Origin of the sequence: Desulfurella amilsii (genome assembly GCF_002119425.1) — a bacterium.
Lineage (GTDB): Bacteria > Campylobacterota_A > Desulfurellia > Desulfurellales > Desulfurellaceae > Desulfurella > Desulfurella amilsii.
Map to the genome: position 1 here is coordinate 763,218 of NZ_MDSU01000018.1, position 16,207 is coordinate 779,424.

The following is a 16,207-nucleotide window of genomic DNA, read 5'->3' on the forward strand; positions in this document are numbered from 1 at the left end:
AATGCTGCGCAAAGTATCAAAAGAGGCATTAATTGCATACAGTTATTTAGCACTATGCATAATATTTTGGGCAGCTATACCTGTTGTGTCAAAAAAAATTTTGATAGAATTAAACAACGTTCAAATGCTTTTTTATTCAACCATTATCTCTTTTGTTGTTTTGTTTTTTGTTAATCTTTTCCAAAAAAAGTTGTATTTGCTCAAACAATACAGTGTAAAAGACTATTTAAATATGCTTTTTTTGGGTTTTTTGGGCGCTTATTTTTGTTATTTAATACTCTATGGAGCTTTTAGCATTGCTTCTGCCCAAGAAGTGTTTATACTAGCTTATACTTGGCCTATAATGGTTGTTCTTTTAGGATTTTTTATATTAAAAGAACAACCGACTCTTAAAAAACTGATCGCTATTATAATAAGTTTCTTTGGTATACTTGTTATTGTAACAAATGGTCACCTAATAAACTTAAACTTTTCAAACCTAAAAGGCGATTTACTGGCTTTATTTTATGCATTTGTGTTTGCGCTTTTTAGTGTTCTTGGCAAAAAATTTAAGTATGATCAAACATTTTCGGCAATGATATTTTTTTTGTCTGCGCTTGTCTTTATGGTACCAACTATACTTGTCCTATCAAATATTAAATTACCCACACTTGATGTGTGGTTTTGGCTATTTCTAAATGGCTTCTTTATAAATGGTATAACTTACATTTTTTGGTTTAAAGCACTAAAAGCACCTACACATATAGTGTCAAATCTGCTGTATTTAACACCTTTTTTATCTTTGATTTACATACATATCTTTTTAGGCGACAAAATATTAGTTAGCTCATTTGTGGGACTTGTTATAATTGCAAGCGGTATAATCATTCAGAGCATAAAATTAAATTAAATCGCCATCAAGACCACGTATTTTCATAGCTTTTGTGGGACAAACTTTAACGCACAATTCACACGCAATACACTTATCTTTATAAAATTCAACCTTCATTGTTTGCCTATCCTCTATAATAAGCGCGTCTGTAGGACAAACGCTCAAGCAGCAACCACAGTGATAGCACAAATCATCATCCCTAAAAACCCTATCTTCAATATTTGAAATCTCTACACCATTTTCTATTAGATACTCAACACCGCTATTGTATGCGTTTTCTGTACCAACAAGCTCAAGTATCATTAAACCTTCTTTTTTTGGTGAAATTTTTGCTTCCATTACATTGAACGTCAAATCAAATTTTCTTGATAACTCGCAAATAACCGGTTTACCTGCTGCTTTTTTAGAAAAGGTCAATAAAACTTTTTTTGCTATCACTGCCAGCCTCCTAATTCAATATCACCCCAAAAAGCTATCTTGCCATTACAAACAAAACAACAACCAATTGTTTCTTGAAATGTTCTTGCAAGATCAATGGCTTTTTGAAGATCTTTTTCATTTTTTATTATATTGCCACACGCACTCGCCAGACAATCGCTAAAATACGTATTGTGTGAAATAATAAGCGAAGCTTCACTTGCTCCAAATGACAATGATGGCCCAACTTTAGCGCTCGACGTGCAAATACCATACGGTTTATCCGATTTTTTTAATATTATATAAACATTATTTAAAGGATTATCTTTACCTACATATAAACCCAAATTGGTATCTTTGTTCAGCTTCAAAAATATATCGCCGCCATTTTCTACAATGCATTCATCGCAATACTTTAACAAAATTTTCCCCATTTCTTCCGAAACAGCCCCAGCTACGCAAGCCATTGGCCCAACGCCCACAACTGACGAGGTCCTAACCATCTTTTTAACTATTGAAGGGGCATTTTTATCCTGCTTTATTGGTACAAGTGAAGTAAAAAAATCTTTTGATTTTAAAATATAGTTTTCTAAATCCTTTCTAATGTTGTACAATGCATCAAATGCAATTGCTTTTAAATCTTTGCATGTTTTGATAAACAAATTACTCTCTTTTATAGTTATTTCAAAACTATACAAATCATCAGTTACATTTTGCCTATAAAACCTCAACATTTCACGTACTTTAGTGGTTCATAATCGCTTGACTGCCCAATCAAACAAGCAGGCTTTGTAATGTAAAATTTACCATCTAAGATCCATTTCTTTAGTTCTTCTGCTATCTCTAAAGCCATATAATAGCTAGAAAGTGGCGTCGTAGGAACTTCTTTGCCATTAACCATAATTGTGCCGCTTCTTAGCTCTTTATACGTTATAAGGCCATACGTTTTGCTAATTTTGTTTGGATAATCGTATCCATAATCGTAAATATAGGCTTGTATATCTTCATCGCTAACACCGCAAAAAAATGCCATCTCTTCATTAATTATTGGGATTGGAATACCAATGCCAATACTAAGTGAAACACCATATCCTAAAATTGAGGCACCTTTTATATATTTAGTATTCATTTGCTTCATATCACCTGCAACAGCCAACGTGCCTGCGCTCGATTTTGGCAAACCTCTTTCGTTTCTTTCGACATCTGGGTCATGCTGCGTACCTTGATAAATCACATAACCTATGCCACCACCTAAAAATATTCTTGTGCCTATTCCAATTGTTCTATAAAATGGATCATTAAACAGTGGTGACAATTCACCTGCAGAAGAATATGTAGCGTTACTGATATTTGGTTTCAAAACGCCCATATATGTATAAATAGTTTTGTCGGTCGTATTAATGGCAACAGAATAGTTTTGGTAAGCATTGCGGGGATTTAGCAGTGTAGCATCCCTTAGATCAGCTATTGTAATTTCCTTTTCAAACTCTTTTGACGGATAACAATCAGTACCGTAGCCTAAAGCTCTAAGCAGTACTTTTTTGCCAGCTATTAAATCTTCTATAACATGCCCACCGCCGTAATTAAATCTGCCAGGGTGCACACTATTTAGAGGATCACCCTCTTTAACCGCGGTTGCCCCAAGGTAGCAATCAACTGCTGCCACTCCACCGTATGCTTCTACATCATTAAACCATACTTTAGATGCTTTGATCTTTGGCTTTGAATGCCAGAAATTTATCATTGCGCCACTTGAACACATTGTTCCAAAAGTGCCTGTGGTTACAATATCAACTTTTTTTGCAGCTTCTATACAACCTTCTTTTCTTACTATATCTATCATTTCTTTTGCGTTAACCACTACTGCTTCTCTTCTTTTGATTTTCTCGTTTATTTCCTCAATCGTTTTATTGACCTTAAATTCCACAGGACACCTCCTTATTAATAATACGTTAGTATAATACTAACTAAATCATCTGTCAAGACTTAAGCTATATTTATCTTTTCAATATTCAAAGCTTTACCATTATAAATATTAACATCAACTATAAAAGCATTTAACCTTAAATTATCTTTACACACATCAAATCTTGTAGGCATATATGTTATAAACTTTTCAATAATAGCGTCCTTTTTAAACCCAATAACTCCACCGTGGCAACCAGTTAAACCTACATCTGTTATATAGGCAGTACCATCTGGTAAAATTTTTTCATCGTTTGTTTGTACATGCGTATGCGTACCCAAACAAGCACTTACCTTCCCATCACAATACCATCCAAAAGCTTGTTTTTCACTTGTTGCTTCGGCATGAAAATCAATGATTTTTATTGTAGGAAGCGAATTATCCCCTACTAACTGATCCAAGAGAATAAAAGGGTTTTCGACTGGGTTCATAAAAATTCTGCCTAAAAAGCTAGCAACTAGTACTTTTACATAGTTTTTCTCTACGATTACGTAAGGTTTACCCTTTGTATTTGGCATATTAAATGGCTTTGCAACGTTATACATACTATCAATATTAATAAGAAAATCTTTTTTATCCCATACGTGGTTGCCTGTTGTAAAAGCATCAAAGTATGGTTCTACGGCATCGTAGGTTTCTTTTGTTATTCCAAAACCACCCGCTAAGTTTTCTATATTTGCTATAGCAATATCATAGGCATATTTATCTTTTAGATAACTAAGTTTATCTATTGCAACTTTTCTACCAGCATCTCCAACGATATCCCCTACAAACAAAATTCGAATCGTATCAGTTTGCATACTCAATAGCCCTTAATTCTCTTATAGTAACAACCTTAACCTGGCCCGTATAAGTCATGTTTTCCTTGATTTCTTCAGCAATTTCTTTTGCAGTTAAATAAGCATCATTATCATTTGTAAACTGATCTTCAATGATTACCCTAAGCTCTCTGCCTGCTTGTATCGCGTACGCGTTTTTTACATTCTTGTATTTTTTTGCTATTTTTTCTAGTTCTTCTAGGCGTTTAATATAGTTTTCTAAAACTTCCATTCTAGCACCTGGCCTTGCAGCACTTAGTGTATCTGCTATTGATATAAGAACGCTTTCTATGCAATTGGGTTCAACCTCACCATGGTGAGACATTATGGCATTTATAACATACTCATTTTCGCCGTACTTTCTTGCAATTTCAGCACCAATGGTTGTATGGGAGCCTTCCATTTCCTGATCTGTAGATTTGCCAATATCATGCAAGAGACCAGCCCTTTTTGCTAGTTTCATGTTAAGTCCAAGCTCAGCCGCCATTATGCCAGACATGTAAGCTACTTCAACAGAGTGAGCCAAAACATTCTGCGTATAGCTTGTTCTGTATTTTAACATAGACAAATGCCTTGTTATTTCTGGGTGAAGATTTTCAATACCTAAATCAAATATAAGCGACTTCACTTCGTCGATTGCTTCTTGCTCTAATTCTTGTTTAACTTTTTCAACAACTTCTTCGATTCGTGCTGGATGAATCCTACCATCTTGTATTAATTTTTCTAAAGCAACTTTAGCGATCTCCCTTTTCTTTGCATCAAAACTAGATATAACTACAACCTCTGGCGTATCGTCAATAATTAAATCCACACCAGTTTCTTTTTCAAAAGACCTAATATTTCTGCCTTCTCTGCCAATGATTCTACCCTTCATCTCATCATTCGGTAAACTAACTGTAGAAATTGTCTTCTCCATGACAAAAGTGCTTGCCATTTTTTCCATCGTTAGACTAAGGATTTTTTGAGAAATTTTTTTGGCATTTTCGTTAACCTCTTCTTCAATTTCCCGCAGTCTTACGACAGCTTCTTTTTTAGCAGATTCCTCTATCTGTTTAATTAAATATTCTTTTGCATCTTCTGTTGTCATTTTAGCAATTTCTTCAATTTTCTTCTTTTGCTCTTCAAGCAAGCTTGTAAGTTTGACACTTTCTTGATCTAAGAGATCTTCTTTTGCTTTTAGGTCTTCAAGTTTCTTGTTTAATTGTTCTTGTTTGCTATCTAACTGAAATTGCTTTTTATCTAAAGCCTCCTCCTTTATTTGTAATCTTTTTTCCCACTTTTGAATTTCTTTTCTTTTTTCCCTTATTTCTTCATCAATCTGATTTTTTGCCGTAAGCGTATAATCTTTAACATCAATTTCAGCTTTCTTTAGCATATTTTCTCTTTCAATTTCAGCATTTTTAACGATGTCATCAGATTTCTGTTTTAGATATTCTTTTTTCTTAATTTGTAAAAAATACACACCCAAATACCCTATTACAAGACCCAATATTAGTGTTAAAATACTAAATAATATCGTTGACATAACTATCTCCTACACTTTAGAATTCTTTTTTCTGTTATAATGTAATCCAGCGAAACATCAAATTTATCTTCTTTGATGTTGAAATCTTTAACCTGAAAATCAAAACCTACACCAATTTTTAAGGCTTTTGAGTTTTGAAGCAATTTATCGTAAAAGCCCATACCGTATCCTATACGATAGCCTCTTTTATCAAATGCCAAAGCAGGCACAATGAAGCATTCAATTTGTTTTTTAAAAGTATAAGTGCCACAAAAAGGTTCTAAAACAGAAAATTTGCCTTTTTTAAAATTTTTTGATTGAGCAATGCGTAAAGACTCCACATTTATTTTTGTAAAGAAAACGTTAACGTTAGTAGATATAAAAAAATTTGGCTGGACTTCGTTATTTATGGGATTGTACGAAACTACATTCTTGACGTTTTTAAGCTTTAGAAAATTTGCTAATTTCCTTGATATTGATAGACTTCTTAAAAATACAAACTTTTTAGAGCAAAGCCTTCTCTCGTTTAAAGCTTTGCGCCTTAATTCTTTCTTATTATATTTATAAACTTCCATTACAAACTTCTTTAAATTTATATTAAAGCCTAAGGTGCCGTGTGCGGATTTTTCCTAGAACCTAGCAATGATAAGTGGGTACCTCGAGAATAGCCTTAGGTGCTTTTTCAAGCACTTCAAGGCTACCTAATACTGGCCCCCCATCGTTAGGTGTTGGCTCTAAGGAAAAAATGCATCACAAACACCCAAGGCAAATTTAAATTTGCCTAAAATCCTATTTTTATTATATCAAAAAATATACAGATTTCAACATAAATATCAAACAACGCTTTTTATGTCACTTTCAGACAATATCCGTATATTGTTAGAAATACAACATTTTATTGTTTCTTCTAAATTAGAAACCTTCATTATCATTACAGCATAGTCTTTCATTTTTGCAGAAAACCCATACATGTATTCTATGTTAATACCACTTTCTTTTAAAGCCCTTAGAACTTTTGCTAAAGAACCAGGTTTATCACTTATTGCTATTGCTAAAACTTCGGTCAAGCTTGCAGTAAAATCATTCTTAGCAATAACTTTGTATGCAGATTCCGGATCTTCACAAATTAATCTCACTATACCAAAATCTGACGAATCTGCTAGGCTTATAGCTTTTATATCAATATCATTACTCCCTAATACCTCAACTACATCCAATAATCTACCAGGCTTATTTTCTACAAAAACAGAAATTTGCTTTATCCTTTTCATAATTTGCCTCTATATTTTTCTTTTGTCTATAACACGTTTAGCTTTACCTTCACTACGCAGTAGAGTTCTTGGTTCAACAAGCGTAACTTTTGTTGTTATACCTAAAATGTCTTTAATATCTTTTTGTATCTGATTCTGCAAGCCTTGAAGTTTTCGAATTTCATCAGAAAATATTTTACTATCAACTTCTACCTGCACTTCCAATGTATCAAGATTATTTTGTCTATCCACAATTAGTTGGTAATGAGGCGAAAGACCTTCAATCTCCATCAAAACAGACTCAATTTGGCTTGGAAAAACATTAACGCCCCTTATAATTATCATATCGTCACTTCTACCCAGTATTTTTTGAATACGTCTGTGCGTTCGCCCGCACTTACAAGGCTCTTTAATAATTTTTGTAATATCCTTTGTTCTGTATCTGATTAATGGCATTGCCTGTTTTTTAATTGTAGTAATAACAAGTTCGCCTTCCTGGCCATCTTCTAGCGGCTCTTGAGTATCTGGGTCTATTATTTCTGGTATGAAGGCATCTTCCCAGATATGCAAGCCTTCTTTGGCTTCACATTCAATTGCTACGCCTGGGCCCATAATTTCGCTTAAACCGTAAATATCCATAGCGGTGATGTGCAGTTTTCCTTCTAATTTCTGGCGCATACTTTCGCTCCAAGGTTCAGCGCCAAAAACACCCACTCTTAAGTTTATTTTGTCAAGCAGACCCATTTCTTCGATTGTATCTGCAAGCAGTTGGGCATAAGAAGGGGTAGCTGTTAAAACGGTTGATTTAAAATCTACCATAATAATGATTTGCTTTTTTGTATTGCCACCAGATATAGGGATTACTGCTGCACCTAATTTTTCTGCACCATAGTGAGCGCCCAGACCGCCTGTGAACAAACCATAACCATAAGCGTTTTGGATAATATCTTTACTCGTTACACCACAAGCAACAAAAGATCTGGCCATTAATTGAGACCACTCCTCAATATCAGCCTTGGAGTAGCCTACAACCGTAGGCTTACCTGTGATGCCACTTGATGCATGAATACGCACGATTTGATCTATGGGCATACTAAACATACCATAAGGGTAGCTATCTCTTAGGTCATCTTTTGTGGTAAATGGTAATTTATGTAAATCTTTTAGGGATTTTATATCGCTGGGCGTAATATTTGCTTTCCTAAAAGCTTCTTTATAAAAAGGCACAAGAGCGTATACATGCTCGAGTGTCTGCTGTAGTCTTTTGAATTGTAAAGCCTCTAGGGCTTCTCTTGGTAGTGTTTCTATTTCATTGTCATAGATCATGAAGATAGCCCTAAAAGTTTGTCAATTTTGACTTTGTCAAAACCTACAATTGCCTTTGTGCCAATAAGTACCACTGGCACACCAGTTTGACCTGTCATCCTTACCATGTCTTCAGCCGCTTTTCGATCTCTTGAAACATCCACGTCTTTAAAAGTAATGCTGTTTTTTCTTAGATAATCTTTTACCCTCGTGCACCATGGACAACTTGGTGTAGAAAAAACCACCACACGCGGTTGTTTTTTTATTGTATCTTTTTGAGTACTTTCCATAATACATACCTCCTTTTTTTGATTAAATATATACATTATTATAATCATTGTCAATTATGTGAATATATTATTCTTATTGCTATTTCACCTATAATGGTTTTAGTTTATTTACAATAAAGTATTGATTAAAATTTAGTTTACTTTTTTGACATTAAGTATATAATTTAACATAAGTAATATTTAAGAAGGAGGAGATTGGATGGGTGAAAATAGTTATAAAAATTGGCAAGAAAAAACCTTAATACCCTACATCAAAAAAAACCCAACAAGAAAAAAAAAGTTTGAGACAAGCTCTTATCTTGATGTAAAAGAATTATACGCAGATAGTGATGTGAAAAACTATGAACAAAATCTAGGCTATCCTGGGCAATACCCTTTTACAAGGGGACCTTATCCGACTATGTATCGGGGCCAATTTTGGACAATGAGGCAATATGCTGGTTTTGGAACAGCAAAAGAATCAAACGAACGGTATAAGTATTTACTAAAACAAGGTCAAACGGGCTTATCTGTAGCTTTTGATTTGCCTACACAAATTGGTTATGACTCAGACTCGCCTATGAGCGAAGGAGAGGTTGGTAAGGTTGGTGTTGCAATAGATACTATTGATGATATGGAAACACTGTTTAAAGATATACCGCTTGACAAAGTTTCAACTTCTATGACAATTAACGCTACGGCTTTTATATTGCTTGCTATGTATATAGTGGTAGGCAAAAAGCAAGGCGTTGATAAAAAACTTTTGCGTGGCACCATACAAAACGATATACTAAAAGAGTATATTGCACGCGGAACGTATATTTACCCTCCAAAGCCATCAATGCGCATTATTACAGATATTTTTGATTATTGCGCAAAAGAAGTGCCAAAATGGAACACAATAAGTATTTCTGGCTATCACATAAGAGAGGCAGGCTCAACTGCTGTGCAAGAAGCGGCTTTCACTTTAGCAAACGGTATTGAATATGTTAAAAGCGCCATAGATAAAGGATTAAATGTAGACGAGTTTGCTGGGAGATTATCGTTTTTTTTTAATGCTCACAATGATATTTTAGAAGAAGTTGCAAAATTCAGAGCAGCCAGGCGTATGTGGGCAAAAATCATGAAAGAACGCTTTCAAGCAAAAAACGAAAAATCACAAATGCTAAGATTTCATACGCAAACAGGTGGCTCTACACTCACAGCCCAGCAACCAGAAAACAATATCGTAAGAGTCACACTTCAAGCACTTGCTGCAGTACTTGGCGGCACACAAAGCCTTCATACAAATTCAATGGATGAAGCACTTGCTCTGCCTACTGAAAAATCCGTTCGTATAGCTCTTAGAACTCAACAAATTATAGCCTACGAATCAGGCGTTGCAAATGTTGTAGATCCACTTGGCGGTTCATACTATATAGAAAGCTTAACAGACACTATAGAAGAAAAAGCGTGGGAATATATTAACAAAATAGATGAACTAGGTGGGATGGTAGCTGCTATCGAACAAGGTTTTGTCCAAAAAGAGATTCAAGAATCAGCTTTTCAATATCAAATGGATATTGAAAATAAAGAAAGAATAATCGTGGGTGTGAATAGTTTTCAGATAGAAGAAGAACCGCCAAAAGACTTACTTAAAGTAGATCCATCGCTAAGAAATGAGCAAATAAAAAACCTCCAAAGGGTAAAATCGCAGCGAGATAACACAAAAGTTCTAAATAACATAAAGCTATTAAAAGAAACTGTACAATCAAATGAAAATATTATGCCAGTAGTTATTGAATGTGTTGAAAATTATGCAACCCTGCAAGAAATTGCTGATGCCTTAAGACAAGAATTTGGCGAATACAAAGAAAGCGTAGTAATTTAAACGGAGGTACTTGAATGCAAAAAGTTAGAATTTTGATAGCAAAACCAGGTCTGGATGGTCATGATAGAGGGGCAAAGTTTGTTGCAAGAGCGCTACAAGAAAAAGGCTATGAGGTAATATACACAGGCATAAGGCAAACGCCTATACAAATTGCACTTGCGGCTGTGCAAGAAGATGTTGATTTTGTAGGTTTAAGCTTGCTAAGCGGTGCCCACAATGAACTATTTCCAAAAGTAATTGAAGAATTACACAATGCAGGTGCAGATGACATTATCGTTTTCGGTGGAGGAGTAATACCTCAATCAGACATTGAGTTTTTGAAATCAAAAGGCATTAAAGCAATTTTTGGTCCTGGCACCTCCATTAAAACAATTGTGGATTTTATTGAAAATGAGTCAAAATCAAGAAATTCAAAAATTAGTTGATGGTGTTTTAAATAAACATACACGCTATATTGCAAAAGCAATAAGTTTTGTTGAAAATTCCGATTATAAGACAAAAAAATCATTTCTAAAAACCATTTTTCCATACACTGGTAAAGCTAAAGTAATTGGCATTACTGGATCACCAGGTGCCGGTAAATCTACTATTACTGACAAGCTAATAAGAACTTTTAGAGATGATAATAAAAGCGTTGCAGTATTAGCGGTAGATCCAAGTAGCCCATTTACAAAAGGAGCTTTGCTTGGTGATCGAATTAGAATGCAAAACCATACGACAGACCCATTTGTTTATTTGAGATCAATGGCATCTCGTGGCGCACTTGGTGGTTTATCTGAAGCCACAAAAGACGCACTCAAAGTGCTTGATGCGGCTGGTTTTGATATTATAATTATAGAAACTGTCGGCGTTGGCCAAAGCGAGATTGATATAGTAAAGATTGCCGACTGTGTAGCTTTAGTGTTTGCCCCTGGCTTTGGCGATGAAATACAGGCAATGAAAGCTGGCATTATGGAAATAGCGGATATTTATGTAATAAACAAGGCAGATCGTGATTTTTCTCAAAAATTATTCAAAGAAATATCAGACATAGTTAATTTAAGCCCAAAGCAACCAAAACCGTCTGTTTTAAAGACAATTGCTACAAATGCTTTTAAGGAAAGTGGTATAGAATTACTAAAAAATGAAATTTTAAGCTACTTAGGCCATATTGAAACCTCTAGTAACCTTACAAAAAAAAGGCAATCTTTTATTGAATCAGAACTAATCGATACCGTTACAAAAATAATGATTGATAAAGTACTATCAAATCAAAACGTAAAAAACTTTTTTGATAGTAAAACTATTGCTCAAATTTACAACAAAGAATTAAACTTTTATGCAATTATCGACAAAATTGTGGAGGCTATATGAAAAGTATTGACCATATAGGCATAGCTGTAAATAATTTAAACCAGGCAGTAGAAGTTTATAAAGATATACTGGGGTTTGAATATTTAGGTGAAGAAATAGTTGAAGATCAAGGGGTAAGAATTGCAAAATTTAACTGCAATGGCATCCATCTGGAGTTTTTAGAACCCATATCTAATGATAGTCCTATAAAGAAGTTTTTAGAAACAAAAGGCCAAGGCATACACCATATAGCCTATAAATGCGATAATATCATACAACAAATAGAACTATTAAAACAAAAAGGTATAAAAATGATTAATGACTCACCAAAAGAAGGCTCAAACAATACCCAGATTGCGTTTTTACACCCAAAATCAACAATCATATTAACAGAACTTATACAAGGAGGCTAAAATGAACCCAACAAAAATAGTTGTAATAGGTGCAGATGCAGCAGGGGCAAGTGCAGCAAGTCAAGCAAAAAGAAGGCAAAAAGATGCACACGTTATTATGCTCGAAAAAACACAGGATGTTTCGTACGGCGCTTGCGGTATGCCTTATATAATAGGCCTTAAAAAAGACATGGAAGAAGTCGCAGCCGTTAGTGCAAAAGATTTCAGAGAAAAGCGCAGTATAGACCTAAGGCTAAACGAAGAAGCTATTGGCATTGATACAAAAAAGCGTCTGGTTTTTGTAAAAAATAACCTATCAAACCATCAATATGAACTAAACTACGACAAACTTATTATCGCAACAGGCGCAAAAAGCAATCTTCCACCAATTGAGGGTATAAATCAAGAAGGTGTATTTTCCTTAAAATCTCTAGAAGAAGGCAGAAAACTTAATAAGTATCTAATAAGTGAAAACTGCAAAAAAGCAATTCTTATTGGCGGTGGCTTTATAAATCTAGAACTTGCAGATAACCTAAAAAAACGTGGTTTAGAAGTGGTAATTTTAGAAAAACTAGACAGTATTTTGTTGGAATATAGCGATGAAATTAGGCAAAAAGCAATTGAAGAACTACAGAACAACGGTGTAAAACTAATATGCTTGGTTGATATAGAAAAAATTGAACTACCCTTAAAAGTTTATTCCAATAAAGGTACTTTTGAATGCGATGTAATAAATGTATCTACGGGATTTAAACCAAATACAGACTTTTTAACTGGATCTGAATTAAACTTTTTTTCAAATAATGCCATAGAAGTTGACCAAAAAATGACAACAAACATAGAAGATATTTTTGCTTGCGGTGATTGCGCAACAATTTATCATAAATTGTTAAAAAAGAATGTATATTTCCCACTTGGCACAAACGCCAACAAACAAGGCAGGATCGCAGGTATAAACGCTACTTCTGGTAATGAAGTATTTGAAGGCATAACAGGCACTTCTGTATTTAAATTGTTTGATTTGGGTATCGCTAAAACTGGACTTAGTGTTAAGCAAGCTCAAGAGGCAGGATTTGAACCAAAGGTTACAACTATCGTTACTAATGAAAAAGCACATTATCTACCAAACAACAAAGACATAATAGTAACTCTTATTAGCGATGCTAAGACAAAGCAACTACTTGGAGCTCAAATTTGCTCCTTTGATGGGATTTTGAGAATTAATGCTTTGTCTGTTGCAGTATATGCAAACTTGAAAGTCAGCGAAGTTAAATATTTGGATTTTGCATATTCACCGCCCTACAGTGCAGTATGGGATGCGGTGCTAATTTGTGCCACTCAGGCAGATAAATAATTTAAAATTTTTTATAAACTATTAGAAGGAGGCTACTAAATGGAAGACAAATCTCTCAAACAAGAGGCTCTAGAATATCACAATATGGAAAAGCCAGGCAAAATAGAAGTAAGATACACAAAGCCCTTTAACAGCCAAAAGGATCTATCGCTTGCATACACACCAGGCGTTGCAGAAGTGTGCATGCAGATTAAAGAAAACCCACAGGATGCATACAAGTACACTACAAAATCAAACCTCGTAGCGGTTGTAACAAACGGCACAGCTGTGCTTGGACTAGGAAACATTGGAGCGCTAGCAGGAAAGCCTGTGATGGAAGGCAAAGGCAACCTATTTAAAAAATTCGCAGACATAGATGTATTTGACATAGAATTAAACGAAAAAAACCCGGACAAAATCGTAGAAATTGTAGTAGCGCTTGAGCCTACATTCGGAGGCATAAACCTTGAAGACATAAAAGCCCCAGAGTGCTTTTACATAGAAGACGAGTTAAAAAAGAAGATGAACATACCCGTTTTCCATGACGACCAGCACGGCACAGCTGTGGTCTCTGGTGCAGCTCTTTTGAATGCTTTGGAAATTAGTCAGAAAAATATTGAAGATATAAAAGTAGTAATAAGCGGCGCAGGCGCTGCAGCTATTGCCTGCGCTAAATTTTATGTAAGTCTTGGTGTAAAGAAAGAAAACATAATTATGGTGGACTCAAAAGGCGTCATATACGAAGGCAGAACAGAAGGTATGAACCCATATAAAGAGCTTTTTGCAACTAACCTATCCGTTAGAACACTCAAAGAAGCCATAGAGGGCGCAGATGTGTTTTTTGGCTTATCCCAGCCAAACTTACTTACAAAAGAAATGGTAAAATCCATGAATGACCACCCAATCATTTTTGCTATGGCAAACCCAATGCCTGAAATTACATACGAAGACGCAAAAGAAGCTAACAAAAACGCCATTGTAGGCACAGGCCGAAGCGACTACCCAAACCAGATAAACAACGTACTCATATTCCCATTCATGTTTAGAGGCGCGCTAGACACCATGGCCACTACTATCAATGAAGAGATGAAAATAGCTGCTGCAAAAGCTTTAGCAAGCTTAGCCAAAATGGATGTGCCAGAAGGCGTACTTAAAGCTTACGGTTTATCCAACCTCAAGTTTGGTCCAGACTACATCATACCAAAGCCATTTGATCCAAGGGCGTTGATTTATGTCTCAAGTGCTGTTGCACAGGCTGCCATTGACTCCAAGGTAGCAAGAATAGAAAATTTTGATATCTTAGAATACAAAAAAACACTGGAGTTAAAACTTGACAAAACAAGATCCATAACGCGCTACATTTACGAAAAAGCCAAGGAAAACCCAAAGAGGGTTGTATTTACAGAGACTACAAACCCAAATATCTTGCGAGCTGTACAAAATGCATTAGAAGAAGGCATATTTTATCCCGTATTTATAGGCTCGAGGGGCAGAACAAAAGAATTTGTTGTTGAAAAAATAAAAGAGTTAGGACTAAAAGAAAGCATTACAGACAAAATAGAATTCATAGACCCCATGCAAGCATCCAAAAGACTGCACTACATTCAAAGGCTAATTGAGATAAGGCAAAGAAAAGGCATAACAAAAGAGGAAGCAGGATACATTATAAACCACAGACCCAATGTCTTTGCCACAATGATGGTAAGAGAAGGTGATGCTGATGCACTGCTTATTGGCGAAACCTACAACTACCCAACAGTTATAAGACCTATTTTGCAGGTTACAGAAAAATCGCCTGCAACACCCGTTGCAGGCGTATACATAATGGTCATAAAAAACCGCATATACCTATTTGCAGATACTACAATAAATATAAACCCAGATTCACAAACACTAGCAAGTATTGCCATTGAAACGGCCAAGTTCTACACAGACCTAACAAATGCTGAACCAGTTGTAGCTATGCTTTCGTTTTCAAACTTTGGCAGCAACGAGCAGCAAGAGGCCATAAAGGTTAAAAAAGCCGTTGAAATTGCAAAATCAATAAATCCCGATCTCTTGATAGAAGGCGAAATGCAGGCAACCGTTGCAAGCGATGTAGCCCTAAGGGATGGGTTCTATCCATTCAACACGATAAAAGGCAAAGAAGCAAATGTATTCATATTTCCAAACTTAGATGCAGGAAATATCTCATACAAGCTCATGTACAAACTAGGCGGAGCATACCCCATAGGACCAATTTTACTTGGCCTTAAAAAGAGCATACATGTACTCGAAATGGGGTCTCCCGTTAGAACCATTGAAGACATGATAGCTTTAGCTGTATTTGATGCTCAAAGGAAAGAAAAGAAAAATGGGAACGGCAAATCTTAAAACTCTGAGGCTAAAGCGAAAAAATTTGCTTTTATATTAGCATTTAGAAGCACTTTAGCACACTCATTAATAGTTGATGCTGTTGTTAAAACATCATCAACTATTAATACTTTTTTAAATTTTTTTGCTTGTGTGTTCAAAATAAAAGCATTTTTCAGATTATTTTGACGCTCTATCTTTTTTAACTCAACTTGCTGTTTAGTTTGTTTTGTTTTTTCAAGCATATTATAACACACTGGAAGACCTGAAAATTTACTTAATATTTTTGCTATAATAACCGATTGATTATAGCCTCTTTTCTGCAAGTCTTTTTTGTGCATAGGAACAGCAACTAGTGCTTCGACTCCATCAAAAACACTTAAATCAATGTATTCTTGAAAATCTTTTATTGCATTTAGATAATAAAAGTGACTATAGAATTTAGACCATTTGATTAATTGAGCAACTTTTTGATTATTGTATGACCAAAGTACGAAACCTTTTTCGTAATAGTGTTTTTGCACACAG

At 35.0% G+C, this 16,207-nt stretch carries 17 protein-coding genes and 1 other RNA gene; 7 read left to right on the forward strand and 11 right to left on the reverse strand.

What is annotated here, in order from left to right; all coding sequences use genetic code 11:
* Position 1: 1 nt before the first annotated feature.
* Positions 2-889 (forward strand): DMT family transporter, encoded by an 888-nt coding sequence (locus tag DESAMIL20_RS07385; RefSeq protein WP_086034198.1) that lies wholly within the window; start codon positions 2-4, stop codon positions 887-889.
* Here DESAMIL20_RS07385 and DESAMIL20_RS07390 read toward each other — a convergent pair.
* The 10 genes from DESAMIL20_RS07390 to DESAMIL20_RS07435 form a co-directional block, all read right to left on the reverse strand.
* Entirely contained in the window at positions 881-1,309 is a 429-nt protein-coding gene (locus DESAMIL20_RS07390) for an NIL domain-containing protein (RefSeq protein WP_086034199.1), read from the reverse strand. The genes DESAMIL20_RS07385 and DESAMIL20_RS07390 overlap by 9 nt on opposite strands.
* Complete coding sequence (locus tag DESAMIL20_RS07395) at positions 1,306-2,022, reverse strand: UPF0280 family protein (protein WP_086034200.1); 717 nt, start codon at positions 2,020-2,022, stop codon at positions 1,306-1,308. The genes DESAMIL20_RS07390 and DESAMIL20_RS07395 overlap by 4 nt, the downstream gene beginning before the upstream one ends.
* Positions 2,016-3,215, reverse strand: a complete 1,200-nt coding sequence (locus DESAMIL20_RS07400; protein WP_239393442.1) for a homocysteine biosynthesis protein — start codon at positions 3,213-3,215, stop codon at positions 2,016-2,018. The genes DESAMIL20_RS07395 and DESAMIL20_RS07400 overlap by 7 nt, the downstream gene beginning before the upstream one ends.
* A 59-nt stretch (positions 3,216-3,274) precedes the next feature.
* Positions 3,275-4,054, reverse strand: coding sequence for a TIGR00282 family metallophosphoesterase (locus DESAMIL20_RS07405; protein ID WP_086034201.1), 780 nt, complete (start codon positions 4,052-4,054; stop codon positions 3,275-3,277).
* Entirely contained in the window at positions 4,044-5,597 is a 1,554-nt protein-coding gene (rny, locus tag DESAMIL20_RS07410; RefSeq protein WP_086034202.1) for a ribonuclease Y, read from the reverse strand. Before rny ends, DESAMIL20_RS07405 begins: the two co-directional genes overlap by 11 nt.
* A gap of 2 nt (positions 5,598-5,599) precedes the next feature.
* On the reverse strand, positions 5,600-6,151 hold the full coding sequence (locus DESAMIL20_RS07415) for a 5-formyltetrahydrofolate cyclo-ligase (protein WP_086034735.1): 552 nt from the start codon (positions 6,149-6,151) through the stop codon (positions 5,600-5,602).
* 22 nt (positions 6,152-6,173) lie between these two features.
* Positions 6,174-6,347, reverse strand: a non-coding RNA gene (gene ssrS, locus DESAMIL20_RS07420) — 6S RNA.
* A gap of 62 nt (positions 6,348-6,409) precedes the next feature.
* The gene (locus tag DESAMIL20_RS07425) at positions 6,410-6,847 is read right to left on the reverse strand and encodes an amino acid-binding protein (protein ID WP_086034203.1); all 438 of its coding nucleotides are present in this window, start codon (positions 6,845-6,847) and stop codon (positions 6,410-6,412) included.
* A gap of 9 nt (positions 6,848-6,856) precedes the next feature.
* Positions 6,857-8,152: a phenylacetate--CoA ligase family protein gene (locus DESAMIL20_RS07430; protein ID WP_086034204.1), complete on the reverse strand. Its 1,296-nt coding sequence runs from the start codon at positions 8,150-8,152 to the stop codon at positions 6,857-6,859.
* Positions 8,149-8,421, reverse strand: a complete 273-nt coding sequence (locus DESAMIL20_RS07435) for a glutaredoxin family protein (RefSeq protein WP_086034205.1) — start codon at positions 8,419-8,421, stop codon at positions 8,149-8,151. Before DESAMIL20_RS07435 ends, DESAMIL20_RS07430 begins: the two co-directional genes overlap by 4 nt.
* A 199-nt stretch (positions 8,422-8,620) precedes the next feature.
* Between DESAMIL20_RS07435 and DESAMIL20_RS07440 the strand changes: the two genes are divergently transcribed.
* From DESAMIL20_RS07440 to DESAMIL20_RS10820, 6 genes are read left to right on the forward strand one after another with little or no spacing between them, the layout of a single operon-like run.
* Positions 8,621-10,270 carry an acyl-CoA mutase large subunit family protein gene (locus DESAMIL20_RS07440; protein ID WP_086034206.1) on the forward strand — a complete coding sequence of 550 codons (1,650 nt, stop codon included), beginning with the start codon at positions 8,621-8,623 and terminating at the stop codon, positions 10,268-10,270.
* Positions 10,271-10,284: 14 nt separating this feature from the next.
* Positions 10,285-10,695 (forward strand): cobalamin B12-binding domain-containing protein, encoded by a 411-nt coding sequence (locus DESAMIL20_RS07445; protein ID WP_086034207.1) that lies wholly within the window; start codon positions 10,285-10,287, stop codon positions 10,693-10,695.
* Complete coding sequence (gene meaB, locus DESAMIL20_RS07450) at positions 10,661-11,623, forward strand: methylmalonyl Co-A mutase-associated GTPase MeaB (RefSeq protein ID WP_086034208.1); 963 nt, start codon at positions 10,661-10,663, stop codon at positions 11,621-11,623. The genes DESAMIL20_RS07445 and meaB overlap by 35 nt, the downstream gene beginning before the upstream one ends.
* On the forward strand, positions 11,620-12,015 hold the full coding sequence (gene mce / locus DESAMIL20_RS07455; RefSeq protein ID WP_086034209.1) for a methylmalonyl-CoA epimerase: 396 nt from the start codon (positions 11,620-11,622) through the stop codon (positions 12,013-12,015). Before meaB ends, mce begins: the two co-directional genes overlap by 4 nt.
* 1 nt (position 12,016) lies before the next feature.
* Positions 12,017-13,348, forward strand: coding sequence for an FAD-dependent oxidoreductase (locus DESAMIL20_RS07460; RefSeq protein ID WP_086034210.1), 1,332 nt, complete (start codon positions 12,017-12,019; stop codon positions 13,346-13,348).
* A gap of 39 nt (positions 13,349-13,387) precedes the next feature.
* Positions 13,388-15,700: an NADP-dependent malic enzyme gene (locus DESAMIL20_RS10820; protein WP_086034211.1), complete on the forward strand. Its 2,313-nt coding sequence runs from the start codon at positions 13,388-13,390 to the stop codon at positions 15,698-15,700.
* Here the strand turns inward: DESAMIL20_RS10820 and DESAMIL20_RS07470 are convergent.
* Positions 15,697-16,203 carry a ComF family protein gene (locus DESAMIL20_RS07470; RefSeq protein ID WP_143340261.1) on the reverse strand — a complete coding sequence of 169 codons (507 nt, stop codon included), beginning with the start codon at positions 16,201-16,203 and terminating at the stop codon, positions 15,697-15,699. The genes DESAMIL20_RS10820 and DESAMIL20_RS07470 overlap by 4 nt on opposite strands.
* Positions 16,204-16,207 lie beyond the last annotated feature (4 nt).

Bases quoted from the DNA above. Each gene is read 5' to 3' on its own strand.
- DESAMIL20_RS07385 (WP_086034198.1), top strand. From the start codon at position 2: ATGCTGCGCAAAGTATCAAAAGAGGCATTAATTGCATACAGTTATTTA.
- DESAMIL20_RS07395 (WP_086034200.1), bottom strand. From the start codon at position 2,022: ATGTTGAGGTTTTATAGGCAAAATGTAACTGATGATTTGTATAGTTTT.
- DESAMIL20_RS07405 (WP_086034201.1), bottom strand. From the start codon at position 4,054: ATGCAAACTGATACGATTCGAATTTTGTTTGTAGGGGATATCGTTGGA.
- rny (WP_086034202.1), bottom strand. From the start codon at position 5,597: ATGTCAACGATATTATTTAGTATTTTAACACTAATATTGGGTCTTGTA.
- DESAMIL20_RS07415 (WP_086034735.1), bottom strand. From the start codon at position 6,151: ATGGAAGTTTATAAATATAATAAGAAAGAATTAAGGCGCAAAGCTTTA.
- DESAMIL20_RS07425 (WP_086034203.1), bottom strand. From the start codon at position 6,847: ATGAAAAGGATAAAGCAAATTTCTGTTTTTGTAGAAAATAAGCCTGGT.
- DESAMIL20_RS07430 (WP_086034204.1), bottom strand. From the start codon at position 8,152: ATGATCTATGACAATGAAATAGAAACACTACCAAGAGAAGCCCTAGAG.
- DESAMIL20_RS07435 (WP_086034205.1), bottom strand. From the start codon at position 8,421: ATGGAAAGTACTCAAAAAGATACAATAAAAAAACAACCGCGTGTGGTG.
- DESAMIL20_RS07440 (WP_086034206.1), top strand. From the start codon at position 8,621: ATGGGTGAAAATAGTTATAAAAATTGGCAAGAAAAAACCTTAATACCC.
- DESAMIL20_RS07445 (WP_086034207.1), top strand. From the start codon at position 10,285: ATGCAAAAAGTTAGAATTTTGATAGCAAAACCAGGTCTGGATGGTCAT.
- meaB (WP_086034208.1), top strand. From the start codon at position 10,661: ATGAGTCAAAATCAAGAAATTCAAAAATTAGTTGATGGTGTTTTAAAT.
- mce (WP_086034209.1), top strand. From the start codon at position 11,620: ATGAAAAGTATTGACCATATAGGCATAGCTGTAAATAATTTAAACCAG.
- DESAMIL20_RS07460 (WP_086034210.1), top strand. From the start codon at position 12,017: ATGAACCCAACAAAAATAGTTGTAATAGGTGCAGATGCAGCAGGGGCA.
- DESAMIL20_RS10820 (WP_086034211.1), top strand. From the start codon at position 13,388: ATGGAAGACAAATCTCTCAAACAAGAGGCTCTAGAATATCACAATATG.